Origin of the sequence: Pseudomonas fulva NBRC 16637 = DSM 17717 (assembly GCF_000730565.1) — a bacterium.
GTDB lineage: Bacteria > Pseudomonadota > Gammaproteobacteria > Pseudomonadales > Pseudomonadaceae > Aquipseudomonas > Aquipseudomonas fulva.
Map to the genome: position 1 here is coordinate 20,538 of NZ_BBIQ01000027.1, position 18,110 is coordinate 38,647.

Sequence of the window (18,110 nt, forward strand, 5' to 3'; positions counted from 1 at the left end):
GTACGCGGTATGGGATCGATGTTCAACAGCCTGGTAGGTCTGATCATTCTTGCCCTGGATATCTGGGCCATCATCAACGTCTACAAGAGCGACCGCGAAGTGGGCGTAAAAGTGTTGTGGATTCTCCTGATTGCCCTGCTGCCAGTCGTGGGGCTGGTGATCTGGGCCATCGCCGGGCCGCGCGGCTCGGGCCGGCTTTGAAGTCAGCACAACTACACCCCTGGCGCCACAGGCGCATCCAGGCCGTGACAAAATTTTCACAATGAATTAAACAGAATCCGCACCCGCACAATGCCGCGCTGGTCTTGCGCCAGCGCCTTCTTCGCAAACCGCATTTCTAGGACCTTCCTGTTCATGGCCAACCCGGACGCCTTGAAGCAACGGCGCGCGCGAGCGCCGTTCTCGCCGACCCTCAAATCCCACCTGGCCTATACGCTGCTCAGCGCGCTGGTCATCATGCTGATGCTCAGCCTCGTGCGCCTGGCACTGCTGGTCTACAACAGCGACATGATTGGCGACACGCCAGCGGCCACGGTCGCCGAAGGGTTCGTCAACGGCCTGCGCTTCGACCTTCGGGTGGTGGTGTACATCAGCATACCGCTGCTGCTGGCACTGCTGAGCCCCTGGGCCATGGCCCGCCGGGGTGTGTTCCGGTTCTGGCTGACGCTCACCGCCAGCGTGGTGATGTTCCTGGGCCTGATGGAGCTGGACTTCTATCGCGAGTTCCACCAGCGTCTGAACGGCCTGGTGTTCCAGTACATCAAGGAAGACCCCAAAACCGTCATGAGCATGCTCTGGTACGGCTTCCCAGTGGTGCGCTACCTGCTGGCCTGGGTGTTCGGAACCTGGCTGCTCAGCCTGCTGTTCAAGGGTGTGGACCGGCTGACCCGCGGGATTGGGACCCAGCCGGTGGCTGCCTGGTATTACCGCCTGGCAGTGTTCATGGTGATCCTGCTGGTGGCCGTGATCGCCGCCCGTGGCACCCTGCGTCAGGGCCCGCCCATGCGCTGGGGTGACGCGTTCACCACCGACTCGAACTTCGTCAACCAGTTGGGCCTCAACGGCACCCTGACCCTGATCGACGCCGCCAAGAGCCGCTTTGGCGAGGACCGCGCCAACATCTGGAAGCCGGTGCTGGAGCAGAATCTGGCGACCCAGACCGTACGCCAGCAGCTGCTGACCCCCCATGACACCCTGGTCGATGCCGACGAAGCTGCCGTGCGCCGCGATTTCGTGCCGCCAGCCGAGGGCACCCTGCCCATCAAGAACGTGGTGGTGATCCTGATGGAGAGCTTCGCGGGCCATTCGGTCGGCGCGCTGGGCAGCCCCAACAACATCACCCCTTACTTCGACAAGCTGGCCAAGGAAGGGCTGTTGTTCGACCGTTTCTTCTCCAACGGCACCCACACGCACCAGGGCATGTTCGCCACCATGGCGTGCTTCCCCAACCTGCCAGGCTTCGAGTACCTGATGCAGACCCCGGAGGGCGGTCACAAGCTGTCCGGGCTGCCAGCCTTGCTCAGCGCCCGTGACTACGACGACGTGTACGTCTACAACGGCGATTTCGCCTGGGACAACCAGTCCGGCTTCTTCGGCAACCAGGGCATGACCACCTTCATCGGCCGGCAGGACTTCGTCGACCCGGTGTTCTCTGACCCGACGTGGGGCGTGTCCGACCAGGACATGTTCGACCGCGGCAATCAGGAACTGGCCAAGCACGATGGTAAAAAGCCGATCTATGCCTTGCTCCAGACCCTGTCCAACCACACGCCGTACGCCCTGCCCAAGGACCTGCCGGTAGAGAAGGTGACCGGGCAAGGCCGCCTGGACGAACACCTGACGGCCATGCGCTACTCGGACTGGGCCCTGGGCCAGTTCTTCGAGAAGGCGCGCAAGGAGCCTTACTTCAAGGACACCCTGTTCGTGATTGTGGGTGACCATGGTTTCGGCAACCATCAACAGGTCACCGAACTGGACCTGGGACGGTTCAACGTACCGCTGCTGCTGATCGCTCCAGGCATCCAGGAGAAGTTCGGGGCGGTCAACCACACCGTGGGCACCCAGGTCGATATCGTACCGACCATCATGGGTCGCCTGGGCGGCCAGACGCGCCATCAGTGCTGGGGGCGCGACTTGCTCAACCTGCCTGAGGGCGACCCAGGCATCGGCATGATCAAGCCTTCGGGCAGCGAGCAGATCGTGGGCCTGGTGCAGGGCGACCGTATCCTGATCGAGTCCAAGGACATGACCCCGCGCCTGTACCGCTATCAGTTGGGTCGCGAGTTCAAGGCCGAGCTCATCGAAAGCCCGGACCAGCCGCAGTTGCTCAAGCAGCTCGAAGCCTATATTCAGACGGCCACCAAGAGCTTGCTGGACAACACGGCAGGGGTAGTGCACGGCACGCCGAAGTAACCGTGTCCACATCCCCGACCAGGGCCGCTCCCGGGCGGCCCTGGTCGGGGGTGTTCAACTTTCTGAACATTCCCCAAGGGCCAAGGTCAGTTATTCAGGCATCGCGTAAGGTGTCGTTTGATTGAGAGGGCTCGTTCGATGAAAGAGTGGGAAGTCATCTTTGCCGACCAGAAAGGCGCACCGACCTCGATCGTGCTGCAGGCAGAACATCGCCCCAGCGAGGAAGACGCCGCCCGTGCCATCCGCACGCGGTTGTTCCCGGTCATGGATGAGCTGGACCTCAACGATTTTCAGGATCGCGCGGTTTCCCCCACGGCGCGCTGGCTGAAAGAACACAGCGGCGTCACCATCACCAGCATTGAAGAGGCGCCCTGATTCACGGTTTGCGTAGCGTCCGCCTGGGCACTACGCTGCATGAAGGTGCCCGCCGGCTGCGCAGGCGGCACCGTTCCCACCCGCGTCTTGTATCAGCTCGAACTGCCCGACGATTTGGGGCAGGTGCCCGTGCACGGAAAGTCTATCCACTGCGTTATTCAGGAGGACGATTCATGAGCAGCCAACACGACGATATCAGCAGCAACGTCCTGCGCCAGATGAAGGCAGGCGGTTTCGATTTCACCCAGATTCACCCTATCGAGTTCTATGCCGTTTTCCCGGATGAAGCCGCTGCGCGTCGCGCAGCCGGGGAGTTTCGTGGCGAATCGCTCAACGCTCAGGTGACCGAGCTCGATGACGGTGCCTGGCACCTGGAACTCAGTAAAATCATGTTCGCCACCCACGGTGGCATTGGCGATTTCGAGGAGGCCTTCGAGCAGGTTGTCACGCCTTATGGCGGCGAAGTGGAGGGGTGGGGGGTCAAGCACGAGCGCCTCACGGCCTAGGCCATTGGGCCGTCCTGCGGCCCAATTTTCTCAGGATTTGCGCGTGGCCATGTGCCGCAGATACGCCAGCAGCGCATCGAGTTCCTTATCACTCAGCACACTTGGGGCAAAGCCCGGCATTTTCGCCTGGGGCCATTGCCGCAAGCTTTGCGGGTCCCGAATCAGCCTGCGCAGGTAACCTGGCTGGAAGTATTCGGTCGGGTTATGCGGCACGTTCAGATCAGGCCCTACCTGAGCATCCCCTGCACCGTTAAGGCGATGGCAGGCCAGGCAGTTTTGCTGGAACAGTGCAAAGCCTTGTCGCACGGGACTGCCGCTGGGCAGCTTCGGGTCCGGCAGCAACGCCGGAAACCGCTGCTCGACAGGCGCCAGCTTACGGATCGTGGAAATCTGAAAGGGCCATTGTTCGGGGCGAATGCCGCTTGCTTGCGGCGCGGTCCACACCAGGTAGAACGGCCCTGCACTCGGTTTGCCCTTGCTTAGGGGCGGCCATGGGTCGCCCGGGTCTTCGACGGCTAGCCAGGCCTGCGCCGGGCCGGATTGAAGCAAAGGGCCAGCGGGCATTTCTGCCGCAAAGCCATCGGCTGCAATGGCCTGCAGATGGTCTTCTGGCCCCACACCGTCCAGCAGCACCGCCAGGGGTACTGCGCGATAGCGCATGGGGCGCTTATAGGAAACGTCCTCGCTGATATCTACCGCTTTGGCCTGGGAATGCGCGAGCAGCTGTTCGCTGTTCCACTGTGTTTGGCCAGTGCCCAGTTCAAGGTGCAGTTGGGCCGCCGACAGCGGCAGGCATGACAGCAGGGCTGCCAAGGCAATGCATGGGCGCATGGGATACTCCGGCCATCAGGGGCCAGCAGGTTACCGCTATGCAGCCTGCTCCCGCCACCACTGGCCTTAACCGAACACCCGTGTCAGGTTCGGCAGTATCAGCAACAGCGTGGTCGCGAAAAGAATGAGCCCAGCTTGGCGAAGTTTCGATTGTCTGAACATGGCGGACCGCCTTCTTGTTGTTATTCCTCAATACCCGTTGGCTTCCTTGTCACACGTCGGGTCGATCGCAATGGCCCCTACCGGCACCTGTACCGCTTGCCTCATGAATGTGGACATACCTGCAACATTAGGGTGTACACGATTCAGGCTTGAGAACCCTTTGTTCTAACTACCAACGCCTATAAAGCATTTCGATTTAAAGCATCAAGCCATCGCGCTGATAGGCTTCAGCTAGACAGGCTCGCTGTTTTTGTACTGCCTCTACCCTGCGTGCACCGTTCGTCTGCGCGACCCTCTTGCTTGTACGTGCCTTTCGCGTCACGCTCTATAGCTGTTTTCCATCCATGTCGTTCAGGACTATCCCTATGTCGTTACGCATCTGCATCCTTGAAACCGATGTTCTGCGACCGGAATTGACGGCGCAGTACGAAGGCTACGGCAGGATGTTCGAGCAGCTCTTCGCCCGTCAGCCGATCACAGCACAGTTCAGCGTCTATAACGTCATGAACGGTGAATATCCGGCAGAGGATCTCAAGTTCGATGCTTACCTTGTGACGGGCAGCAAAGCCGATTCGTTCGGTTCCGATCCTTGGATCCAGACGCTCAAGGCTTACCTGCTCAAGCTGTATGACCAGGGTGAGAAGCTGCTGGGCGTGTGTTTCGGTCACCAGTTGTTGGCACTGACCCTGGGTGGCAAGGCGGAGCGGGCCGAGCAGGGCTGGGGCGTCGGCGTGCACCGTTATTCGCTGTCTGCACGGGCACCCTGGATGCAACCTCAGGTGTCTGAGCTGACCTTGCTGATCAGTCACCAGGACCAGGTGACCGAATTGCCCAAAGGCGCCACGGTCATCGCATCCAGTGATTTCTGCCCCAATGCGGCGTATTGCATCGGCGATCAGGTGCTGTGTTTCCAAGGTCACCCAGAGTTCGTGCATGACTACTCCCGGGCCCTGCTCGACGCTCGACAGGCGCATCTGGGCGATGAGGTCTACCACAAGGCCGTCGCCAGCCTCGCCACTGAACATCAAGGTGACGTGGTAGGCGAGTGGATGTTGCGTTTCATCCAGCAACCGGCCAGCAAGCACAACGCGGCCTGACAGGGCAGGGGGCGCCGGGTGCCCCTTGCTTTGTTACAACCAGCCGGATTTCTTGAAGCTGGCGAACAGCCCTGCGCATCCGGCCGCAATCACCCCCAGCACCACGTAATAGCCGTAGTGCCAGCTCAGCTCCGGCATGTTCTGGAAGTTCATGCCGTAGATGCCGGCAATGGCAGTGGGGAAGGCCAGAATGGCCGCCCAGGCGGCGAACTTGCGCTGCACGATGCTCTGGCGAGACGCTTCGAGCAGCATGCCGATCTCGATGGTCTGGCTGGCAATGTCGCGAATCCCGGCCAGGTCTTCCATCTGCCGGGTGACGTGGATCTGGACGTCGCGAAAGTAGGGGCGCATGTTCTTGTCGATGAAGGGAAAGCTCAGGCGCTGCAATTCCTCGCTCACTTCCACCATGGGCGCCACGTAGCGGCGCAAGCGCAGCAGATCGCGTCGCAGGCTGTGCAGGCGACGGATGTCGGCTTCGAGCAAGGATCCGCCGAGCACGCTCTGCTCCAGCGCTTCGATTTCCCCATGAATCGCCTCGCTGACCGGCTGGTAGTTTTCGGTAACGAAATCCAGCAGCGCATACAACACGAAGTCCTCGCCGTGTTCGAGCAGCAGCGGCCGCGCTTCGCAGCGTTGGCGCACCAGGGCATAGGATTTGGAATGGCCATTGCGACAGGTGATCACGTAGCCATTGCCGGCGAAGATGTGGGTTTCGATGAACTCCAGCCGCCCCTGCTGGCGTACCGGTGAATAGGTGACGATGAACAAGGCGTCGCCGAAGGTTTCCAGCTTCGGCCGGCTGTGTTTCTCCAGAGCGTCTTCGATGGCCAGTTCGTGAAGGTTGAACTGGCGTTGCAGGTTGGCCAGCGCTTCGGCGTCGGGCTCCTCCAGCCCGATCCAGACGAAGTGGCCTGGCTTGCGTGCCCATTCGCTGCCTTCATCGATACTGATGTTGGTGACCTTCCTACCGGCGCTGTATACCGCCGCTGCCACGACTCGCCCCATGATTGCCCGCTTTTTTGTGGTTGAACACGGCCTACAGCTTGGGCTGTAGTGGGCGGGAGAGCAACGGGTCAGGGCAGTTCGTGTTCCATCCGGTCGATGCACTGCTGCATGTGGGTGCGGCACTGCTCGATCAGCGCAGGCAGGTCCTGTTGCGTCATGCCGGTGGTGGCGATGGGAGGCAAGGAGCGTACGATTACCGTCCGGCGCCGCCAGCTGTTGAGGTTCAGCCGGTGGGCATAGCGGCTCACGCACACGGGCACGATGGGTACCCCGGCCTCGATGGCCATGTGGAATGCGCCTTTCTTGAACGCCAATAGCTGTTCACTGGCGTTACGCGTGCCTTCAGGGAATATCCAGATGGAGGTGTCGTTCTGCAGGACGCGGGTGGTCTTTTGCAACGCCTTGCGGGCCTGGTAGGCGTTCTTGCGGTCGACCAGCACGTTGCCGCCCAGCCAGAACAACTGCCCGAACAGCGGAATCCAGCCCAGGCTCTTCTTGCCGATGGCCACGGTGCGTTGCGGGACCACCTGGCCCAAGACGAACAGGTCGAAGTTGGATTGGTGGTTGGCGATGATGACGCAGCCCGGTGGCTGGTCCCACAAAGGCCCCACCTGCTTCTGGACCTTCAGGCCCATGAGCCAGGTAGCCGGCATGCTGTAGAGCCGGGCGAACACGCGGCTGTTGTCGGGGTTGAACGGGCGGCACAGGCCAATGATCAGCCCCACGGCGCCGACGGCGAGAAAATGCAGCGCCAGCAGGAACATGCGAAGAACGTAAAGCATGGTACGACTCACACCAGACAGTCGCCCGGCAGTGTACGACTGTGCACTGGCCGGGGCAAACCCTGGTGGAGGCGCTCTGGTCGATCTGTGCAGGTGGTGAGGTCACCCCATGTGTTGCTGGTCCAGCTCGATAGCCTTGTCCAGGGCTTCGAGCAGGCCCTTGCGGACCTTGAGCTTGGTGTTCTTGTGGGCCAGCATGTTCAGCTGCTTGAGCGCTTGCGCTGTAGCCAAGGCGGTATCCATCAGTTGCTCGGCGGGCACCACCTTGTCCAGAAAGCCTGCATCCACCGCCCCCTGGGGGTCGAACACTTCGGCGTTGATCACCGAGCGGTGGAAGGCCGAGCGGTGCAGACGGTCACGGGCCAGTTCGATCCCGGCCTGGTGCATGGTCATGCCGATCTGCACTTCGTTCAGGCACACCTTGTACGGGCCTTCGACGCCAATGCGGTAGTCGGCCGACAGCAGCAGGAACGCCCCTTTGGCTACGGCGTTGCCTGGGCAGGCCACCACCACTGGAAACGGATGCGACAGCAGGCGGCGCGCCAGGGTGGAGCCTGCGGTGACCAGCGCTATGGCCTCTTTGGGGCCGCGGGTCATGACCTTCAGGTCGTAGCCGCCCGACAGAATGCCCGGCTGCCCGGTGATGATCACCACTGCCCGGGCCTCGAGGGCGCGATCGAGCGCGGCATTGAACGCGTCGATGACGTCCGGCGAGATGGCATTGACCTTGCCGTTGTTCAGGGTCAGGGTGGCGATGCCGTCTTCGGCATGGTAGGTGATCAGCTCGCTCATGGCAGAGTCCTTTTGTTGGCGTGGCGCCGACGTTACCCAGCAGCGCAGGCCAGGTAAAGCAGCAAGGCTGACTGGCCAGTCAGGCGCTGCCGACGGCGAGATGCAAATGCATGAAAAAACTGAAAAAAATGCTTGCCAAAGGAAACGTCTTTCACTAAATTAGCGCACCTCGACAGGCCATACGGCTTGAAGAGAAACGGTGAAGTGTCCGAGTGGTCGAAGGAGCACGCCTGGAAAGTGTGTATACGAGAAATCGTATCAAGGGTTCAAATCCCTTCTTCACCGCCACATTCTACGAAGAGCCCCTGTGCTGCAAAGCATGGGGGCTTTTTGTTTTTGGGGTGTTTATTGATGGCGCTGCCGACGGTGTGTGAGGCACGGGCTGCAGCTTTGCAGCGGTAATCGCCGGGGCCGCGCCGCGGCCCCGGCGATTCCTGCTGCGAAGCGAGTAATCTCAGCCACTACAACTCAAAAACTCACCGAAGCCGACAACCGTGCCGTACGCGGTGCCCCCTGGAACAGGTAGTTATCCCCCAGATAATCCCCCACATCCCGCCAATAACGCTTGTCGAAGACGTTGTCCACTGTCAGCCGCAGCGCCGTGTCATACCCCCCGACGCGCGTCTGGTAGCGCCCGCCCAGGTCGAACACGGTATACCCACCCACCGCCACGTTGCCGGCATGATCAGCGTACTTGCGGGCGCTGTAGCGTACCCCGCCCAGTATCGCCAGCCCTGGCACCGGCAGGGTGTACTGCGCCTGCAGGGCTGCCCGGAACCTTGGCACGTTGATGGCCTGGTGCCCCTCACGCTCAGCCGTACCACTGCCGACCACCCGCGCATGAATGGCGGCCGCGCTGGCCTGCAACTGTAAGTTGGAGGTCACCCAACCGCTGGCCCCGAGTTCCAGCCCCGTGTTTTTCTGCTGGCCTTGCTGCACATAGGTGAAAGCGCCGTCGCCGTCAGGGCGGGCGTACTGGTACGCCTGACGAATCTGGAACAACGCAGCGCTCACGCTCAGCGCCTCCCAGTCATGCTTGAGGCCCACTTCCAGCTGGTGCGAGAGGGTGGGCGCAAGGATCTGCGCAGCGTTACGGGCAAACCACGGTGCAGTGCCGCCCGCCGAAAGGCCTTTGGCGTAACTGGCGTAGAGCGTCGTGTCTGGCGCAGGTTTGAAGACCAGCGCCGCGTTGGGCAGCAGTTGATACTGGCGAGTGTGCCGCCCGGCGGTGCCGGTTTCATCCCAGGCGCGTTCATCCAGGCGCACTTCCCGGGCGCCGACGATGGCTTGCCAGTGTTCACTGAACGTCACCCGATCAGTGACGAAGAGCCCATACTGGCGGCTATCCAGACGCCTTTCGCGAGCGCCGACGGGTTGGTCCGAGGGGGCAAGGTCGGGCGCGGCTTCATCCAGGTTGCCGGTGCCGAGCCACGCGTTGTAGTACGGACGCTGGTCCAAGGTGCGGCGCTGGACGCTGGTGCCCAGGGTTAACGCGTGGCCCACGCCCAGCGCATCGAAGCGCCCATCGAGCGTGGCCTGCGCCTCGTCGATACGCCGGGTATCGTCGGGGCTGCGAAAATCATAGATGTCGTAGTCGCCGGTGCTGCTGAAGAAGGCGCCTTCCCCAGAGCCCCAGGCAAAGGCACTGTAGTCGTCGATCACCGCCTGGCTGCGTGAGGCGCTGACCGTGCCTGTCCAGGCCTCGCTGAAGCGGTACTCCAGGCGCCCGCCCAGGTTGAGCGAATCGTTCTGCACAGGCTTGGCCCACTGCTGGTAGGCAAGGTGGTTCTCAGGGTCTACGTCGTGGGGCAGGCGCGTGCCGCCCAGCAACTGGTAACCCGGTACCGAGCGCTGCTGGCGGTGCTGGTAGTCGGCGTCCAACTGAAAGGTGGCGTTCGGGCTGATCTGCCAGTCGAAGGCCAGCGCCGCGAAATCACGCTGGCCGTCGGCATGCGCGACATAGGAGCGAATGTCCTCATGCGCCAGGTTCACCCGCAGGCCGAACTGCTGCTGGTCGCCGAACCAGCCGCCGACGTCGGTGGCCAGGTAACGTTCGCCCTGCGCGTTGGTGGACAACGTGACCCGGCGCACAGGCTCGGCCCGCTTGGTCACATAGTTGACCAGGCCCCCGGGCGCCGACACGCCGCTTTGCAGCCCCGACAAACCCTTGAGCAGTTCCACCTGCTGCTTGTTCTCCAGGGCCACGTTCTGCTCACCGACCATGGTATGCCCGTTGAGGCGATAGCTGCTGGCGGCATTGAGCTCGAAGCCGCGCACGTTGAAGTTTTCGTAGTAGCCGACCGGTGCGTAGCTTTCCCCCACCGAAGCGTCGCCTTGCAGCACTTCGCTGAGCAGGCGCACCTGCCGATCCTCCAGCAAAGGCTGGCTGAAAACGCTGATCGATGCCGGGGTGTCAAGCAGGGGGGCAGCCTGAAAGCTGCCTACGGCAGCCTCACGTGCCTGGTAGCCGTCGTTGCCGTAGGTATCAGACACCTCAAGCGGGTCCAGTTGCACCCCGTGGTCTGCGAACACCGCAGGGCATTGCAAGGCCAGGCCCAGGCTTAGCAGGCGAAAGGGCAGGCGAGGGTGACGCGGGGGCATGCGTGGGGCTCCTGAAGGCGCGGCACAGGCCGTGAAAAAGGCCGCATAGTATCAGTCGCTTCAGGTATTGGGCGCGGACAAAAGCCCGGGAGCCCCGACTTGGGGGCTGCGCACCACGCAGCCCCCGTAGGCACGGCTATTGGCGCACCAAGGCTTCGGGTTTGGCTTTACGCGCTGCCACCCACCACACTACCAATGCCAGCGCGCCAATCACCAGGCCTGCCACCACGATCCCTGGCCAGCCCTGGCGCTGGAACAGTTGCGTGCCCAACAGTGACCCCAAGGCGCCACCGATGAAATAGCACGTGATATAGCCCGCATTGAGTCGGGTGCGCGCTTCGGGGCGCAGCGCGATGACCGCGTTCTGGTTGCTCACATGCACCAGTTGCACGGCTAGGTCGAGCATCAGCACGCCCAGCAGCAGGGCCAGCAAGGACTGCTCGGCAAAGCCCAGCGGCACCCAGGACAGCAGCAAGACCACCAGCCCCACCGTGGTCCCCAGCGAGCCTTTGCCATGGTCAGCCAGCCGACCGGCCCAGTTGGCCGAAAGCGCCCCGGCCGCACCTGCCAGGCCGAACAGGCCGATCACCGCATCGGAGTAATGATACGGCTCGTTGGCCAGCAGAAATGCCAGGGGCGTCCAGAACAGTGCGAACAGGCTGAACGCCAACAGGCCGAGCAGCGAGCGCAGGCGTAGCACCGGCTCTTCGATGAACAGGCGGAACACGGAGCCAATCAGGGCGGGATAGCGCAGGCCTGCATGGCTGTGATGCTCCGGCAGGCTACGATGCAGCGCCAGGGCCGTGATCGCCATCAGCACCGCGGCCAGCACGTAGATGCTGCGCCAGCCGCCCAGTTCGGCCATGAAGCCTGCGGCCGTGCGCGCCAGCAAAATGCCCAGCAGCAGGCCGCTCATCAGGGTGCCGATGGCACGGCCCCGTTGATTGGGCTCGCTCAATGAGGCGGCCATGGGCACCAAAATCTGCGCCACGACGGAGAACAGCCCAGTCAATGTGGTGCCGAGTATCAACCAGGGCAGGCTGGGGGCACAGGCACTGATGACCAGGCCAAGCGTGGCGATCACGGTCATCACGGTGATCAGCCGGCGTTGTTCGAACAGGTCGCCCAGCGGTGCTAGCAGCAACAGGCCGGCCCCGTAGCTCAGTTGCGCGGCAATCACGATGCTGCCGGCGCTGGCGGTGCTCAAGCCGAACTGCTGGGCGATGCTGTGCAGCAGCGGTTGAGCGTAGTAATTGCTGGCCACGGCCAGGCCAGTGGCCGTGGCCATCAGCAGAATCAGGGCACGGCTGAGGGTTGAGGTGTGCATGGTGGTTCTCGTGACGGGCAGTGAAGTGGGGAAGATTATCGACGCCCTCGACGCATGACACCAATGTATAGTTCTCACGCCATCCATCTTGAAAGCAGATTGATCCATGAATCTCAAGCAGCTCGAATATGCATTGGCGGTGGCCGAGACAGGCAGCTTCACCCGTGCCGCCGAGCGCTGCCATGTGGTGCAGTCGGCGCTCAGTCATCAGGTGGCCAGGCTGGAAAGCCAGCTGGGCGTGAGCCTGTTCGAGCGCACCTCGCGCCGGGTGTTGTTGACCCTGGCAGGGGAGGCGTTCGTGCTAAGCGCCCGGCCAGCGGTGGAGGCCGCGCGACGCATTGCCGACGATGTGGCCGCCGCCTGTGGCCAGGTTCGCGGTCGGCTGACCATCGGTGAAATCAGTTCGCTGACGGCTCTGGACCTGGTCGACCTGCTTGCCGAGTTTCACGTGCACTATCCGGATGTGGATGTACGGTGGCTCACGGCCAAGAGCGAACGGTTGGTCGCCGATGTGCTCGAGCGTCGCCTGGATGTGGGTTTCATCGGGTTGTGGGAAGGCGAGGGCGTGCAGGGGGTACAGCATCGTCTACTGGCTCGGGAGGCTCTGGTCGCCGTGCTTCCACCCACCCACCGCCTGGCCGGACACGGGCAATTGACGCTCGCCGACCTGGTCCAGGAGGTGCTGGTGGATTTCCCGGAAGGCACCGGTGCGCGCCGGCAGACCGACGAAGCGTTCCAGGCGGCAGGGCTGCAACGTCGGGTGCAGTTCGAGATCGGTCATGTGCGGCTGGTGGAGAAGTTCGTGCAGCGCGGCATGGCGATCGGCCTGGTGCCGGAGCGAGTGGCCCAGGGCTTTGACGGCGTGGCCAGGGTACAACTGCTCGATGCGCCGGTACGGCACCTGTACGCGATCTGGTCCGCCCACCCGACACCCGCCGCCCGGGCTTTTCTAGCGCTCATGGAGCAGCGCCTGGGGGCGCTTGAGCACAGGCGCTAGATCACCTCGACGAGGGTCCAGCCTGTGGCATTGAGACTGACCTCCTCGTCAATGCGCTTGCCCATCAGTTGTTGCCCCAAAGGTGAGCGCGGCGTGATCACCATGACCACCTCATCGCCCAGGACGATCTTCAACCCAGCCGCCTCGGGCCCGATGATCAGCCTGCGGCATTGGCCCTGTTCATCTTCCAAGGTGACCACCTGGCTTACCTGCACCCCTTGTTCAGGGTCGTAGTCGCGCAGCTTCAGCTGTCGGTAGGTCTGGAGTGCCTGGCGGATCTCGGCGCTGCGCCGGGCCTGGCCCGTGGCCAGGTAGGAGGCTTCCAGGCCCAACGTGTCGTACTTGTTCTCGGCGATGTTTTCTTCGGCAGTGGCAGCTTCATAAGCGCTCTGCGCTGCTCGGGTTACCACATCCAGGTCGTGTTCGAGGGCCGCGATGATCTGCGCTATCAGGTGGGTCTTGTTCATGATCAGTAACAGAACTCCAGCACGTTGGCCTGGCTTTTGTCTGTGGGAGCCGTGCGGTTCTGCTGTAACCAGAACTGGCATTTGGGGGTGTTGAGGTTGCGAGGGTTGCCTTCGGCGGCTTGCTCCAGTTGCTGCTTGTGCAGCGTGTCCTTGTAGCGCTCGAACATTTCGGCCTGGGCGTTCGGTGGCTGCGTCGAGGTCGGCGGCGTAGCGCCGCGGGGGGCGTCCTGCGCGGTGGCTGGCTCCGGTGCCTCGACCGGGGTGGGCATCAGCTGGTCCACAAGCCACAGGCTGGCAGCAATCGCCACAGCGCCCAGCCATAGGCCCAGCGCGATGCTCAGTATCAGTGGCAAGGGTTTGAGCGTGATCGTCAGTTCGCGGCGACGGGGCATGGTTGCTTCCTGGCAAGGTGGGCGTTAGCGCATTGTTGCATGCGCGTTGGCATTTTTACGCGCACGGCTGTCTTTGGTGACAATTTATGCGCAGAATCCGCAGCTTTGGCATGGGTTAGGGAGCCGAGCATGACAGCCACGTGGGACATCTTTTGCAGCGTCGTGGACAACTACGGCGATATCGGTGTGACCTGGCGCCTGGCTCGGCAACTGGTGGCCGAGCACGAGGTCGCCGTGCGCCTGTGGGTTGATGACCTCAATGCCTTCGTGCCTTTGTGCCCGGGCGCAGACGCCACTGCGGCGCAGCAATGGCTACGAGGTGTGCAGGTGCGTCAGTGGTCGTCTACCTGGGTGCCGGTGGAGCCGGGTGATGTGGTGATCGGCGCGTTCGCCTGCCAGTTGCCGGATGCATTTGTCCAGGCCATGCGAGCGCGCCACACCCCGCCTGTGTGGCTGAACCTTGAATACCTGAGTGCCGAGCCATGGGTGGAGGGCTGTCACGGGCTGCCGTCACCGCAGCCAAACGGGCTGCGCAAGGTATTTTTCTTCCCGGGCTTCACCGAAAAAACCGGTGGGCTGGTTCGCGAGCATGACCTGTTGCCAAGGCGTGATGCCTTCGAGCGATCCAGCCGAGCGCGCACAACGTTTCTCGAGGCTTTGAAAGTAACGCCCGCGCAGGGTGCCCTGTTGATCATGCTATTTGCCTATGAGAACCCGCAGCTTGCCAGCTGGCTGCAAGCGCTGGCCACCGACCCGCAGCCGTCTCATGTGCTGGTACCGCAAGGGCGCAGCATCGCCGGGCTTGGGCAGTGGCTGGGGGTAACGCACCTTGAGGCGGGCGATGTGCATGTGCGCGGATCATTGACGGTGCAGGTGTTGCCTTTCGTCAGTCAGGACGATTTCGACCGGCTGTTGTGGAGCTGTGATTTCAACGCCGTACGGGGCGAGGATTCCTTCGTTCGCGCCCAGTGGGCGGCCAAGCCCATGCTTTGGCACATCTACGTGCAGGAAGAAAACGCGCATTGGGAAAAACTCGAAGCGTTCCTGGCGCTTTATCGACGCGGCTTGTCGGACGAGGCGCAAGCGGCCCTGCTCGGGTTATGGCGTGCCTGGAACAGGGATCAGGACATGGGGCAGGCCTGGCGCGCAGCCCGCCCGCATTGGGCGCAATTGCACCAGCATGCCCGTTGCTGGGCTGCCCAGCAGGCCGCTGGGCCGGACCTTGCCAAGGCGCTAGTACACTTTTGTGGAAATTCGCTATGATATGCGGCCTCGATTTTTATAAATCCATCCAGATTCGGATACTGCGTAATGAAAACTGGTAAAGAACTGAAACCCGGTACCGTCCTGCGGATCGACAACGACCCGTGGCTGGTTCAGAAAGCGGAATTCACCAAGTCGGGCCGTAACAGCGCGATCATGAAGACCAAGCTCAAGAACCTGCTGACCGGCTACAAGACCGAAACCGTATACGGTGCGGACGACAAGCTGGACGACGTGATCCTGGACCGCAAGGAAGCCACCCTGTCGTTCATCAACGGTGATGAATACACCTTCATGGACACCAGCGACTACACCATGTACGAGCTGAATGCCGAAGACATCGAAGCCGTTCTGCCGTACATCGAAGAAGGCATGGAAGATGTCTGTGAAGCCGTCTTCTTCGAAGGCCGCCTGGTCTCGGTAGAACTGCCGACCACCATCAGCCGTCAAGTCGTCTACACCGAGAACGCTGCGCGCGGCGATACCTCGGGCAAGGTCATGAAGCCTGCCAAGCTGAAGAACGGTACCGAGATCTCGGTGGCCGACTTCATCCAGATCGACGAGTGGATCGACATCGACACCCGCGACAACAGCTTCAAGGGTCGTTCCAAGAAGTAATGCTTCCTGGATAGCCTGAAGCACCGCACTGCCTGGTGCTTCTGTGGGGCCGCAAAGCGGCCCCAACTATTGAGCACACGCAAGCGTGGATTTCTACGCCACCGCACCTCGGTAGCGCCGCTCCAGCCCAAGTTAGCCCCCCCTCACAACGTCTTCTGCAAGCTCTCGCGCAGTTCCAGCAAATCGGCTTGCAGCTTTTGCAGCCCCTCGTGAGTGCGCCCACTGGCCTTGAGAATCAGCTGAGGCACCTCTTCGGCTTGCTTGTGCAACTTGCGCCCTTTATCCGTCAGCTGCACCAGCACAACCCGCTCATCTTCACGGCTGCGGGTGCGCTTGAGCAGGCCTTCGCTTTCCAGGCGCTTGAGCAACGGCGTCAGTGAACCTGGGTCAGTGAGCAAGTGCTGGCTGATTTCGCCCACGGTCAAACCATCGTGCTCCCACAACACCAGCATCGCCAGGTATTGCGGGTAGGTCAGGTTGAGGGCCTGAAGCAAGGGCTTGTACACCTTCGTCATCAGTAACGAGGTGGAATGCAGCGCGAAGCAGACCTGGTTCTCCAGTAGCAGTTCGGCGCCAGAGGCTTTGTTATCGGCGTTCATGCAGGTCCTTGAATTCGTTGAATAAGAAACTAGCACGCTGATGGTGGGGTACGCTTACTACCAGCGTAATTCACTGCGCAGTGCCAAATCCCACGGCGGGACCGGGCTAAAGCGGCTCTTGAGAAATTCGAGCAGCAATCGGCTGCGAGAGTTCGTTTCATGTTCAAGGCGAAGTGCATAAATGCCGCTCGTCTCCGCTTGGGGCAGGCCGGCGTCGCAAAAAAGCGCGATCAATTCCCCACGCAACAGATATTCGCTGATCAGCCAGGTAGGCAAATGGGCGATTCCCAGCCCGGCCAAGGCGCCGAACAGAAGGGTTTCGGCATTGTTGGCAACCATGCGCATGCGCGAGGGCCGGTACAGACGTGTCTGGCCGTCTACCTCGAATCGCCAGGCGAACGGGGGTGCCAGGCCGTCCCAGTCCAGGCCGTCATGGCCAGGCAATTCGCTGGGGCACTTGGGCACGCCCCGTGCCGCCAGGTAGGCGGGGCTGGCGCAGGCGATGCGCACCATGTCGGCAAGGGGTGTCGCCACCAGGCGTGTGTCGGCCAGCGGACCTGCCCGTAATACCAGGTCGACTTCGCCTAAATGGCTGCCGTGCATGTCGACGAAACTGTCGATCAAGCGCAACTGCACATCGAGGCCAGGGTAGGCCACCAGAAAATCGGCGATCGCCGGGGCCAGGTGACGGCGCCCGAAGGCCGCCGGTGCATCGAGGCGTATCAAGCCTTCCGGGGCATTGCTCAACGACACCGCTTCGGCCCGGGCCAGGCGCAACTCATCTATGACGTGCCTGGCGCGTTCGGCAAACGCATTGCCCGCAGGCGTCGGCCGCACAGCGTGGGTGCTGCGGCTGAACAGGCGGCTGCCGAGGGCGCGCTCCAGGTTATCGATGCGCCGGGCAACCGCTGACGGCGTCAGTGGATGACGCCGGGCCGCGCCGGAAAAGCTCCCGGTTTCCAGTACATCGAGAAACAAGCTCAATTGATCGGTCAATGTATCAGGGTTCATGGCCAAGTCCGCTTTTGCAGGAAACGCACAGCCATTGTGCGTGGCTGTGCGTTTCGCTGCCAGCACACAGCCGCTAGCATGACGGTCCCTGTGCACGATAGAAGTTGAAATCTGATGATCGAGTGGGTGCTGTACGGCGTATTGGGCGTCGCCCTGGGAACCGTGGGTGGGCTTTTCGGCATCGGTGGCGGCCTGATTGCCATTCCGGCCCTTGGCGTGTTGTTCGGCCTTGACCAGCAGTTGGCGCAGGGCACGGCGTTGGTCATGGTGGTGCCCAATGTGCTATTGGCGTTATGGCGCTATCACCAGCGCAACCGCATCGAGCTACGGCATGCCCTACCGCTGTCCTTGTGCAGCTTCGTGTTCGCCTGGCTGGGGTCGATCTGGGCCGTGGGGTTGGACGCGCATGCCATGCGCCTGGGTTTTGTGGGCTTTCTGGTGGCGCTGGCGATCTGGAACGTGGCCAGGATGTTCATGAAAGTCAGCCCTGCCAGTACAGAGCTGCGTCATCCCTGGCCTTGGCTTGGCGTACTCGGCAGCTTCGCCGGGACCATGGGCGGGTTGTTCGGCGTCGGTGGCGCGGTCGTCGCCACGCCGATATTGACCAGTGTGTTCGGCGCAACCCAGGTGGTCGCGCAAGGGTTGTCACTGGCGCTGGCAGCGCCAAGCACGTTGGTCACCCTGGTGACCTACGGCGTGCACCACAGTGTGGACTGGAGCGTCGGTATCCCGCTTGCGGTGGGCGGGCTATTGAGCATCAGTTGGGGCGTCAAGTTGGCCCACGCCCTGCCGGAAAAGGCGCTGCGGGCGATGTTCTGTGTTTTCCTGGTGGTCTGCGCGGTCATGCTTGGTTTCGAACTGTAGCCGCAGGCG

General features: G+C 62.2%; 19 protein-coding genes and 1 tRNA gene. 10 read left to right on the top strand and 10 right to left on the bottom strand.

Annotated elements, in window-relative coordinates:
- The first annotated feature begins 9 nt into the window (after positions 1-9).
- The 4 genes from PFU01S_RS20245 to PFU01S_RS20260 all read left to right on the top strand — a co-directional run bounded on the left by PFU01S_RS20245 (position 10) and on the right by PFU01S_RS20260 (position 3,293).
- Positions 10-201, top strand: a complete 192-nt coding sequence (locus tag PFU01S_RS20245) for a PLDc N-terminal domain-containing protein (RefSeq protein WP_027914307.1) — start codon at positions 10-12, stop codon at positions 199-201.
- Between the two features lie 153 nt (positions 202-354).
- Positions 355-2,412 carry an LTA synthase family protein gene (locus PFU01S_RS20250; protein WP_023535377.1) on the top strand — a complete coding sequence of 686 codons (2,058 nt, stop codon included), beginning with the start codon at positions 355-357 and terminating at the stop codon, positions 2,410-2,412.
- Positions 2,413-2,550: 138 nt separating this feature from the next.
- Positions 2,551-2,787, top strand: a complete 237-nt coding sequence (locus PFU01S_RS20255) for a hypothetical protein (protein WP_023535304.1) — start codon at positions 2,551-2,553, stop codon at positions 2,785-2,787.
- Between the two features lie 173 nt (positions 2,788-2,960).
- The gene (locus PFU01S_RS20260; RefSeq protein ID WP_023535326.1) at positions 2,961-3,293 is read left to right on the top strand and encodes a ribonuclease E inhibitor RraB; all 333 of its coding nucleotides are present in this window, start codon (positions 2,961-2,963) and stop codon (positions 3,291-3,293) included.
- A 30-nt stretch (positions 3,294-3,323) separates the two neighbouring features.
- On the opposite strand, the gene PFU01S_RS20265 is transcribed toward PFU01S_RS20260, so the two are convergent.
- Positions 3,324-4,124, bottom strand: a complete 801-nt coding sequence (locus PFU01S_RS20265; protein ID WP_028687840.1) for a c-type cytochrome — start codon at positions 4,122-4,124, stop codon at positions 3,324-3,326.
- Between the two features lie 527 nt (positions 4,125-4,651).
- Between PFU01S_RS20265 and PFU01S_RS20270 the strand changes: the two genes are divergently transcribed.
- Positions 4,652-5,383 carry an amidotransferase gene (locus PFU01S_RS20270; RefSeq protein WP_028687841.1) on the top strand — a complete coding sequence of 244 codons (732 nt, stop codon included), beginning with the start codon at positions 4,652-4,654 and terminating at the stop codon, positions 5,381-5,383.
- A gap of 33 nt (positions 5,384-5,416) precedes the next feature.
- On the opposite strand, the gene PFU01S_RS20275 is transcribed toward PFU01S_RS20270, so the two are convergent.
- From PFU01S_RS20275 to PFU01S_RS20285, 3 genes are all read right to left on the bottom strand, one after another.
- On the bottom strand, positions 5,417-6,388 hold the full coding sequence (locus PFU01S_RS20275; RefSeq protein ID WP_027914309.1) for a magnesium and cobalt transport protein CorA: 972 nt from the start codon (positions 6,386-6,388) through the stop codon (positions 5,417-5,419).
- A 68-nt stretch (positions 6,389-6,456) separates the two neighbouring features.
- Positions 6,457-7,170, bottom strand: coding sequence for a lysophospholipid acyltransferase family protein (locus tag PFU01S_RS20280; RefSeq protein WP_028687842.1), 714 nt, complete (start codon positions 7,168-7,170; stop codon positions 6,457-6,459).
- Positions 7,171-7,272: 102 nt separating this feature from the next.
- Positions 7,273-7,962 carry a crotonase/enoyl-CoA hydratase family protein gene (locus tag PFU01S_RS20285; protein WP_028687843.1) on the bottom strand — a complete coding sequence of 230 codons (690 nt, stop codon included), beginning with the start codon at positions 7,960-7,962 and terminating at the stop codon, positions 7,273-7,275.
- A gap of 198 nt (positions 7,963-8,160) precedes the next feature.
- Between PFU01S_RS20285 and PFU01S_RS20290 the strand changes: the two genes are divergently transcribed.
- Positions 8,161-8,250 (top strand) — tRNA-Ser (locus PFU01S_RS20290).
- Between the two features lie 180 nt (positions 8,251-8,430).
- On the opposite strand, the gene PFU01S_RS20295 is transcribed toward PFU01S_RS20290, so the two are convergent.
- Both PFU01S_RS20295 and PFU01S_RS20300 read right to left on the bottom strand, forming a co-directional pair.
- The gene (locus PFU01S_RS20295; protein WP_028687844.1) at positions 8,431-10,563 is read right to left on the bottom strand and encodes a TonB-dependent siderophore receptor; all 2,133 of its coding nucleotides are present in this window, start codon (positions 10,561-10,563) and stop codon (positions 8,431-8,433) included.
- 136 nt (positions 10,564-10,699) lie between these two features.
- Positions 10,700-11,890, bottom strand: coding sequence for an MFS transporter (locus PFU01S_RS20300; protein WP_028687845.1), 1,191 nt, complete (start codon positions 11,888-11,890; stop codon positions 10,700-10,702).
- A gap of 106 nt (positions 11,891-11,996) precedes the next feature.
- Between PFU01S_RS20300 and PFU01S_RS20305 the strand changes: the two genes are divergently transcribed.
- Positions 11,997-12,887, top strand: a complete 891-nt coding sequence (locus PFU01S_RS20305) for a LysR family transcriptional regulator (protein WP_028687846.1) — start codon at positions 11,997-11,999, stop codon at positions 12,885-12,887.
- Here the strand turns inward: PFU01S_RS20305 and PFU01S_RS20310 are convergent.
- Positions 12,884-13,354 carry a GreA/GreB family elongation factor gene (locus tag PFU01S_RS20310; protein WP_028687847.1) on the bottom strand — a complete coding sequence of 157 codons (471 nt, stop codon included), beginning with the start codon at positions 13,352-13,354 and terminating at the stop codon, positions 12,884-12,886. The genes PFU01S_RS20305 and PFU01S_RS20310 overlap by 4 nt on opposite strands.
- Before the next feature lie 2 nt (positions 13,355-13,356).
- Positions 13,357-13,746, bottom strand: a complete 390-nt coding sequence (locus PFU01S_RS20315; RefSeq protein WP_027914316.1) for a hypothetical protein — start codon at positions 13,744-13,746, stop codon at positions 13,357-13,359.
- 129 nt (positions 13,747-13,875) lie between these two features.
- Here PFU01S_RS20315 and earP point away from each other — a divergent pair, with 129 nt between their 5' ends.
- A complete protein-coding gene (gene earP / locus PFU01S_RS20320) occupies positions 13,876-15,009 on the top strand; it encodes an elongation factor P maturation arginine rhamnosyltransferase EarP (RefSeq protein WP_028687848.1) in 1,134 nt (377 codons plus the stop codon).
- Between the two features lie 48 nt (positions 15,010-15,057).
- Positions 15,058-15,627 (top strand): elongation factor P, encoded by a 570-nt coding sequence (efp, locus tag PFU01S_RS20325; RefSeq protein WP_023535349.1) that lies wholly within the window; start codon positions 15,058-15,060, stop codon positions 15,625-15,627.
- A 143-nt stretch (positions 15,628-15,770) separates the two neighbouring features.
- Here the strand turns inward: efp and PFU01S_RS20330 are convergent, their stop codons facing one another.
- Complete coding sequence (locus tag PFU01S_RS20330; protein WP_027914318.1) at positions 15,771-16,226, bottom strand: MarR family winged helix-turn-helix transcriptional regulator; 456 nt, start codon at positions 16,224-16,226, stop codon at positions 15,771-15,773.
- Between the two features lie 57 nt (positions 16,227-16,283).
- Complete coding sequence (locus PFU01S_RS20335) at positions 16,284-17,237, bottom strand: LysR family transcriptional regulator (protein WP_028687849.1); 954 nt, start codon at positions 17,235-17,237, stop codon at positions 16,284-16,286.
- 114 nt (positions 17,238-17,351) lie between these two features.
- Here PFU01S_RS20335 and PFU01S_RS20340 point away from each other — a divergent pair, with 114 nt between their 5' ends.
- Positions 17,352-18,101 (top strand): sulfite exporter TauE/SafE family protein, encoded by a 750-nt coding sequence (locus PFU01S_RS20340; protein ID WP_027914320.1) that lies wholly within the window; start codon positions 17,352-17,354, stop codon positions 18,099-18,101.
- Positions 18,102-18,110: the final 9 nt, after the last annotated feature.

Bases quoted from the DNA above. Each gene is read 5' to 3' on its own strand.
- PFU01S_RS20245 (WP_027914307.1), top strand. From the start codon at position 10: ATGGGATCGATGTTCAACAGCCTGGTAGGTCTGATCATTCTTGCCCTG.
- PFU01S_RS20250 (WP_023535377.1), top strand. From the start codon at position 355: ATGGCCAACCCGGACGCCTTGAAGCAACGGCGCGCGCGAGCGCCGTTC.
- PFU01S_RS20255 (WP_023535304.1), top strand. From the start codon at position 2,551: ATGAAAGAGTGGGAAGTCATCTTTGCCGACCAGAAAGGCGCACCGACC.
- PFU01S_RS20260 (WP_023535326.1), top strand. From the start codon at position 2,961: ATGAGCAGCCAACACGACGATATCAGCAGCAACGTCCTGCGCCAGATG.
- PFU01S_RS20265 (WP_028687840.1), bottom strand. From the start codon at position 4,124: ATGCGCCCATGCATTGCCTTGGCAGCCCTGCTGTCATGCCTGCCGCTG.
- PFU01S_RS20270 (WP_028687841.1), top strand. From the start codon at position 4,652: ATGTCGTTACGCATCTGCATCCTTGAAACCGATGTTCTGCGACCGGAA.
- PFU01S_RS20275 (WP_027914309.1), bottom strand. From the start codon at position 6,388: ATGGGGCGAGTCGTGGCAGCGGCGGTATACAGCGCCGGTAGGAAGGTC.
- PFU01S_RS20280 (WP_028687842.1), bottom strand. From the start codon at position 7,170: ATGCTTTACGTTCTTCGCATGTTCCTGCTGGCGCTGCATTTTCTCGCC.
- PFU01S_RS20285 (WP_028687843.1), bottom strand. From the start codon at position 7,962: ATGAGCGAGCTGATCACCTACCATGCCGAAGACGGCATCGCCACCCTG.
- PFU01S_RS20295 (WP_028687844.1), bottom strand. From the start codon at position 10,563: ATGCCCCCGCGTCACCCTCGCCTGCCCTTTCGCCTGCTAAGCCTGGGC.
- PFU01S_RS20300 (WP_028687845.1), bottom strand. From the start codon at position 11,890: ATGCACACCTCAACCCTCAGCCGTGCCCTGATTCTGCTGATGGCCACG.
- PFU01S_RS20305 (WP_028687846.1), top strand. From the start codon at position 11,997: ATGAATCTCAAGCAGCTCGAATATGCATTGGCGGTGGCCGAGACAGGC.
- PFU01S_RS20310 (WP_028687847.1), bottom strand. From the start codon at position 13,354: ATGAACAAGACCCACCTGATAGCGCAGATCATCGCGGCCCTCGAACAC.
- PFU01S_RS20315 (WP_027914316.1), bottom strand. From the start codon at position 13,746: ATGCCCCGTCGCCGCGAACTGACGATCACGCTCAAACCCTTGCCACTG.
- earP (WP_028687848.1), top strand. From the start codon at position 13,876: ATGACAGCCACGTGGGACATCTTTTGCAGCGTCGTGGACAACTACGGC.
- efp (WP_023535349.1), top strand. From the start codon at position 15,058: ATGAAAACTGGTAAAGAACTGAAACCCGGTACCGTCCTGCGGATCGAC.
- PFU01S_RS20330 (WP_027914318.1), bottom strand. From the start codon at position 16,226: ATGAACGCCGATAACAAAGCCTCTGGCGCCGAACTGCTACTGGAGAAC.
- PFU01S_RS20335 (WP_028687849.1), bottom strand. From the start codon at position 17,237: ATGAACCCTGATACATTGACCGATCAATTGAGCTTGTTTCTCGATGTA.
- PFU01S_RS20340 (WP_027914320.1), top strand. From the start codon at position 17,352: ATGATCGAGTGGGTGCTGTACGGCGTATTGGGCGTCGCCCTGGGAACC.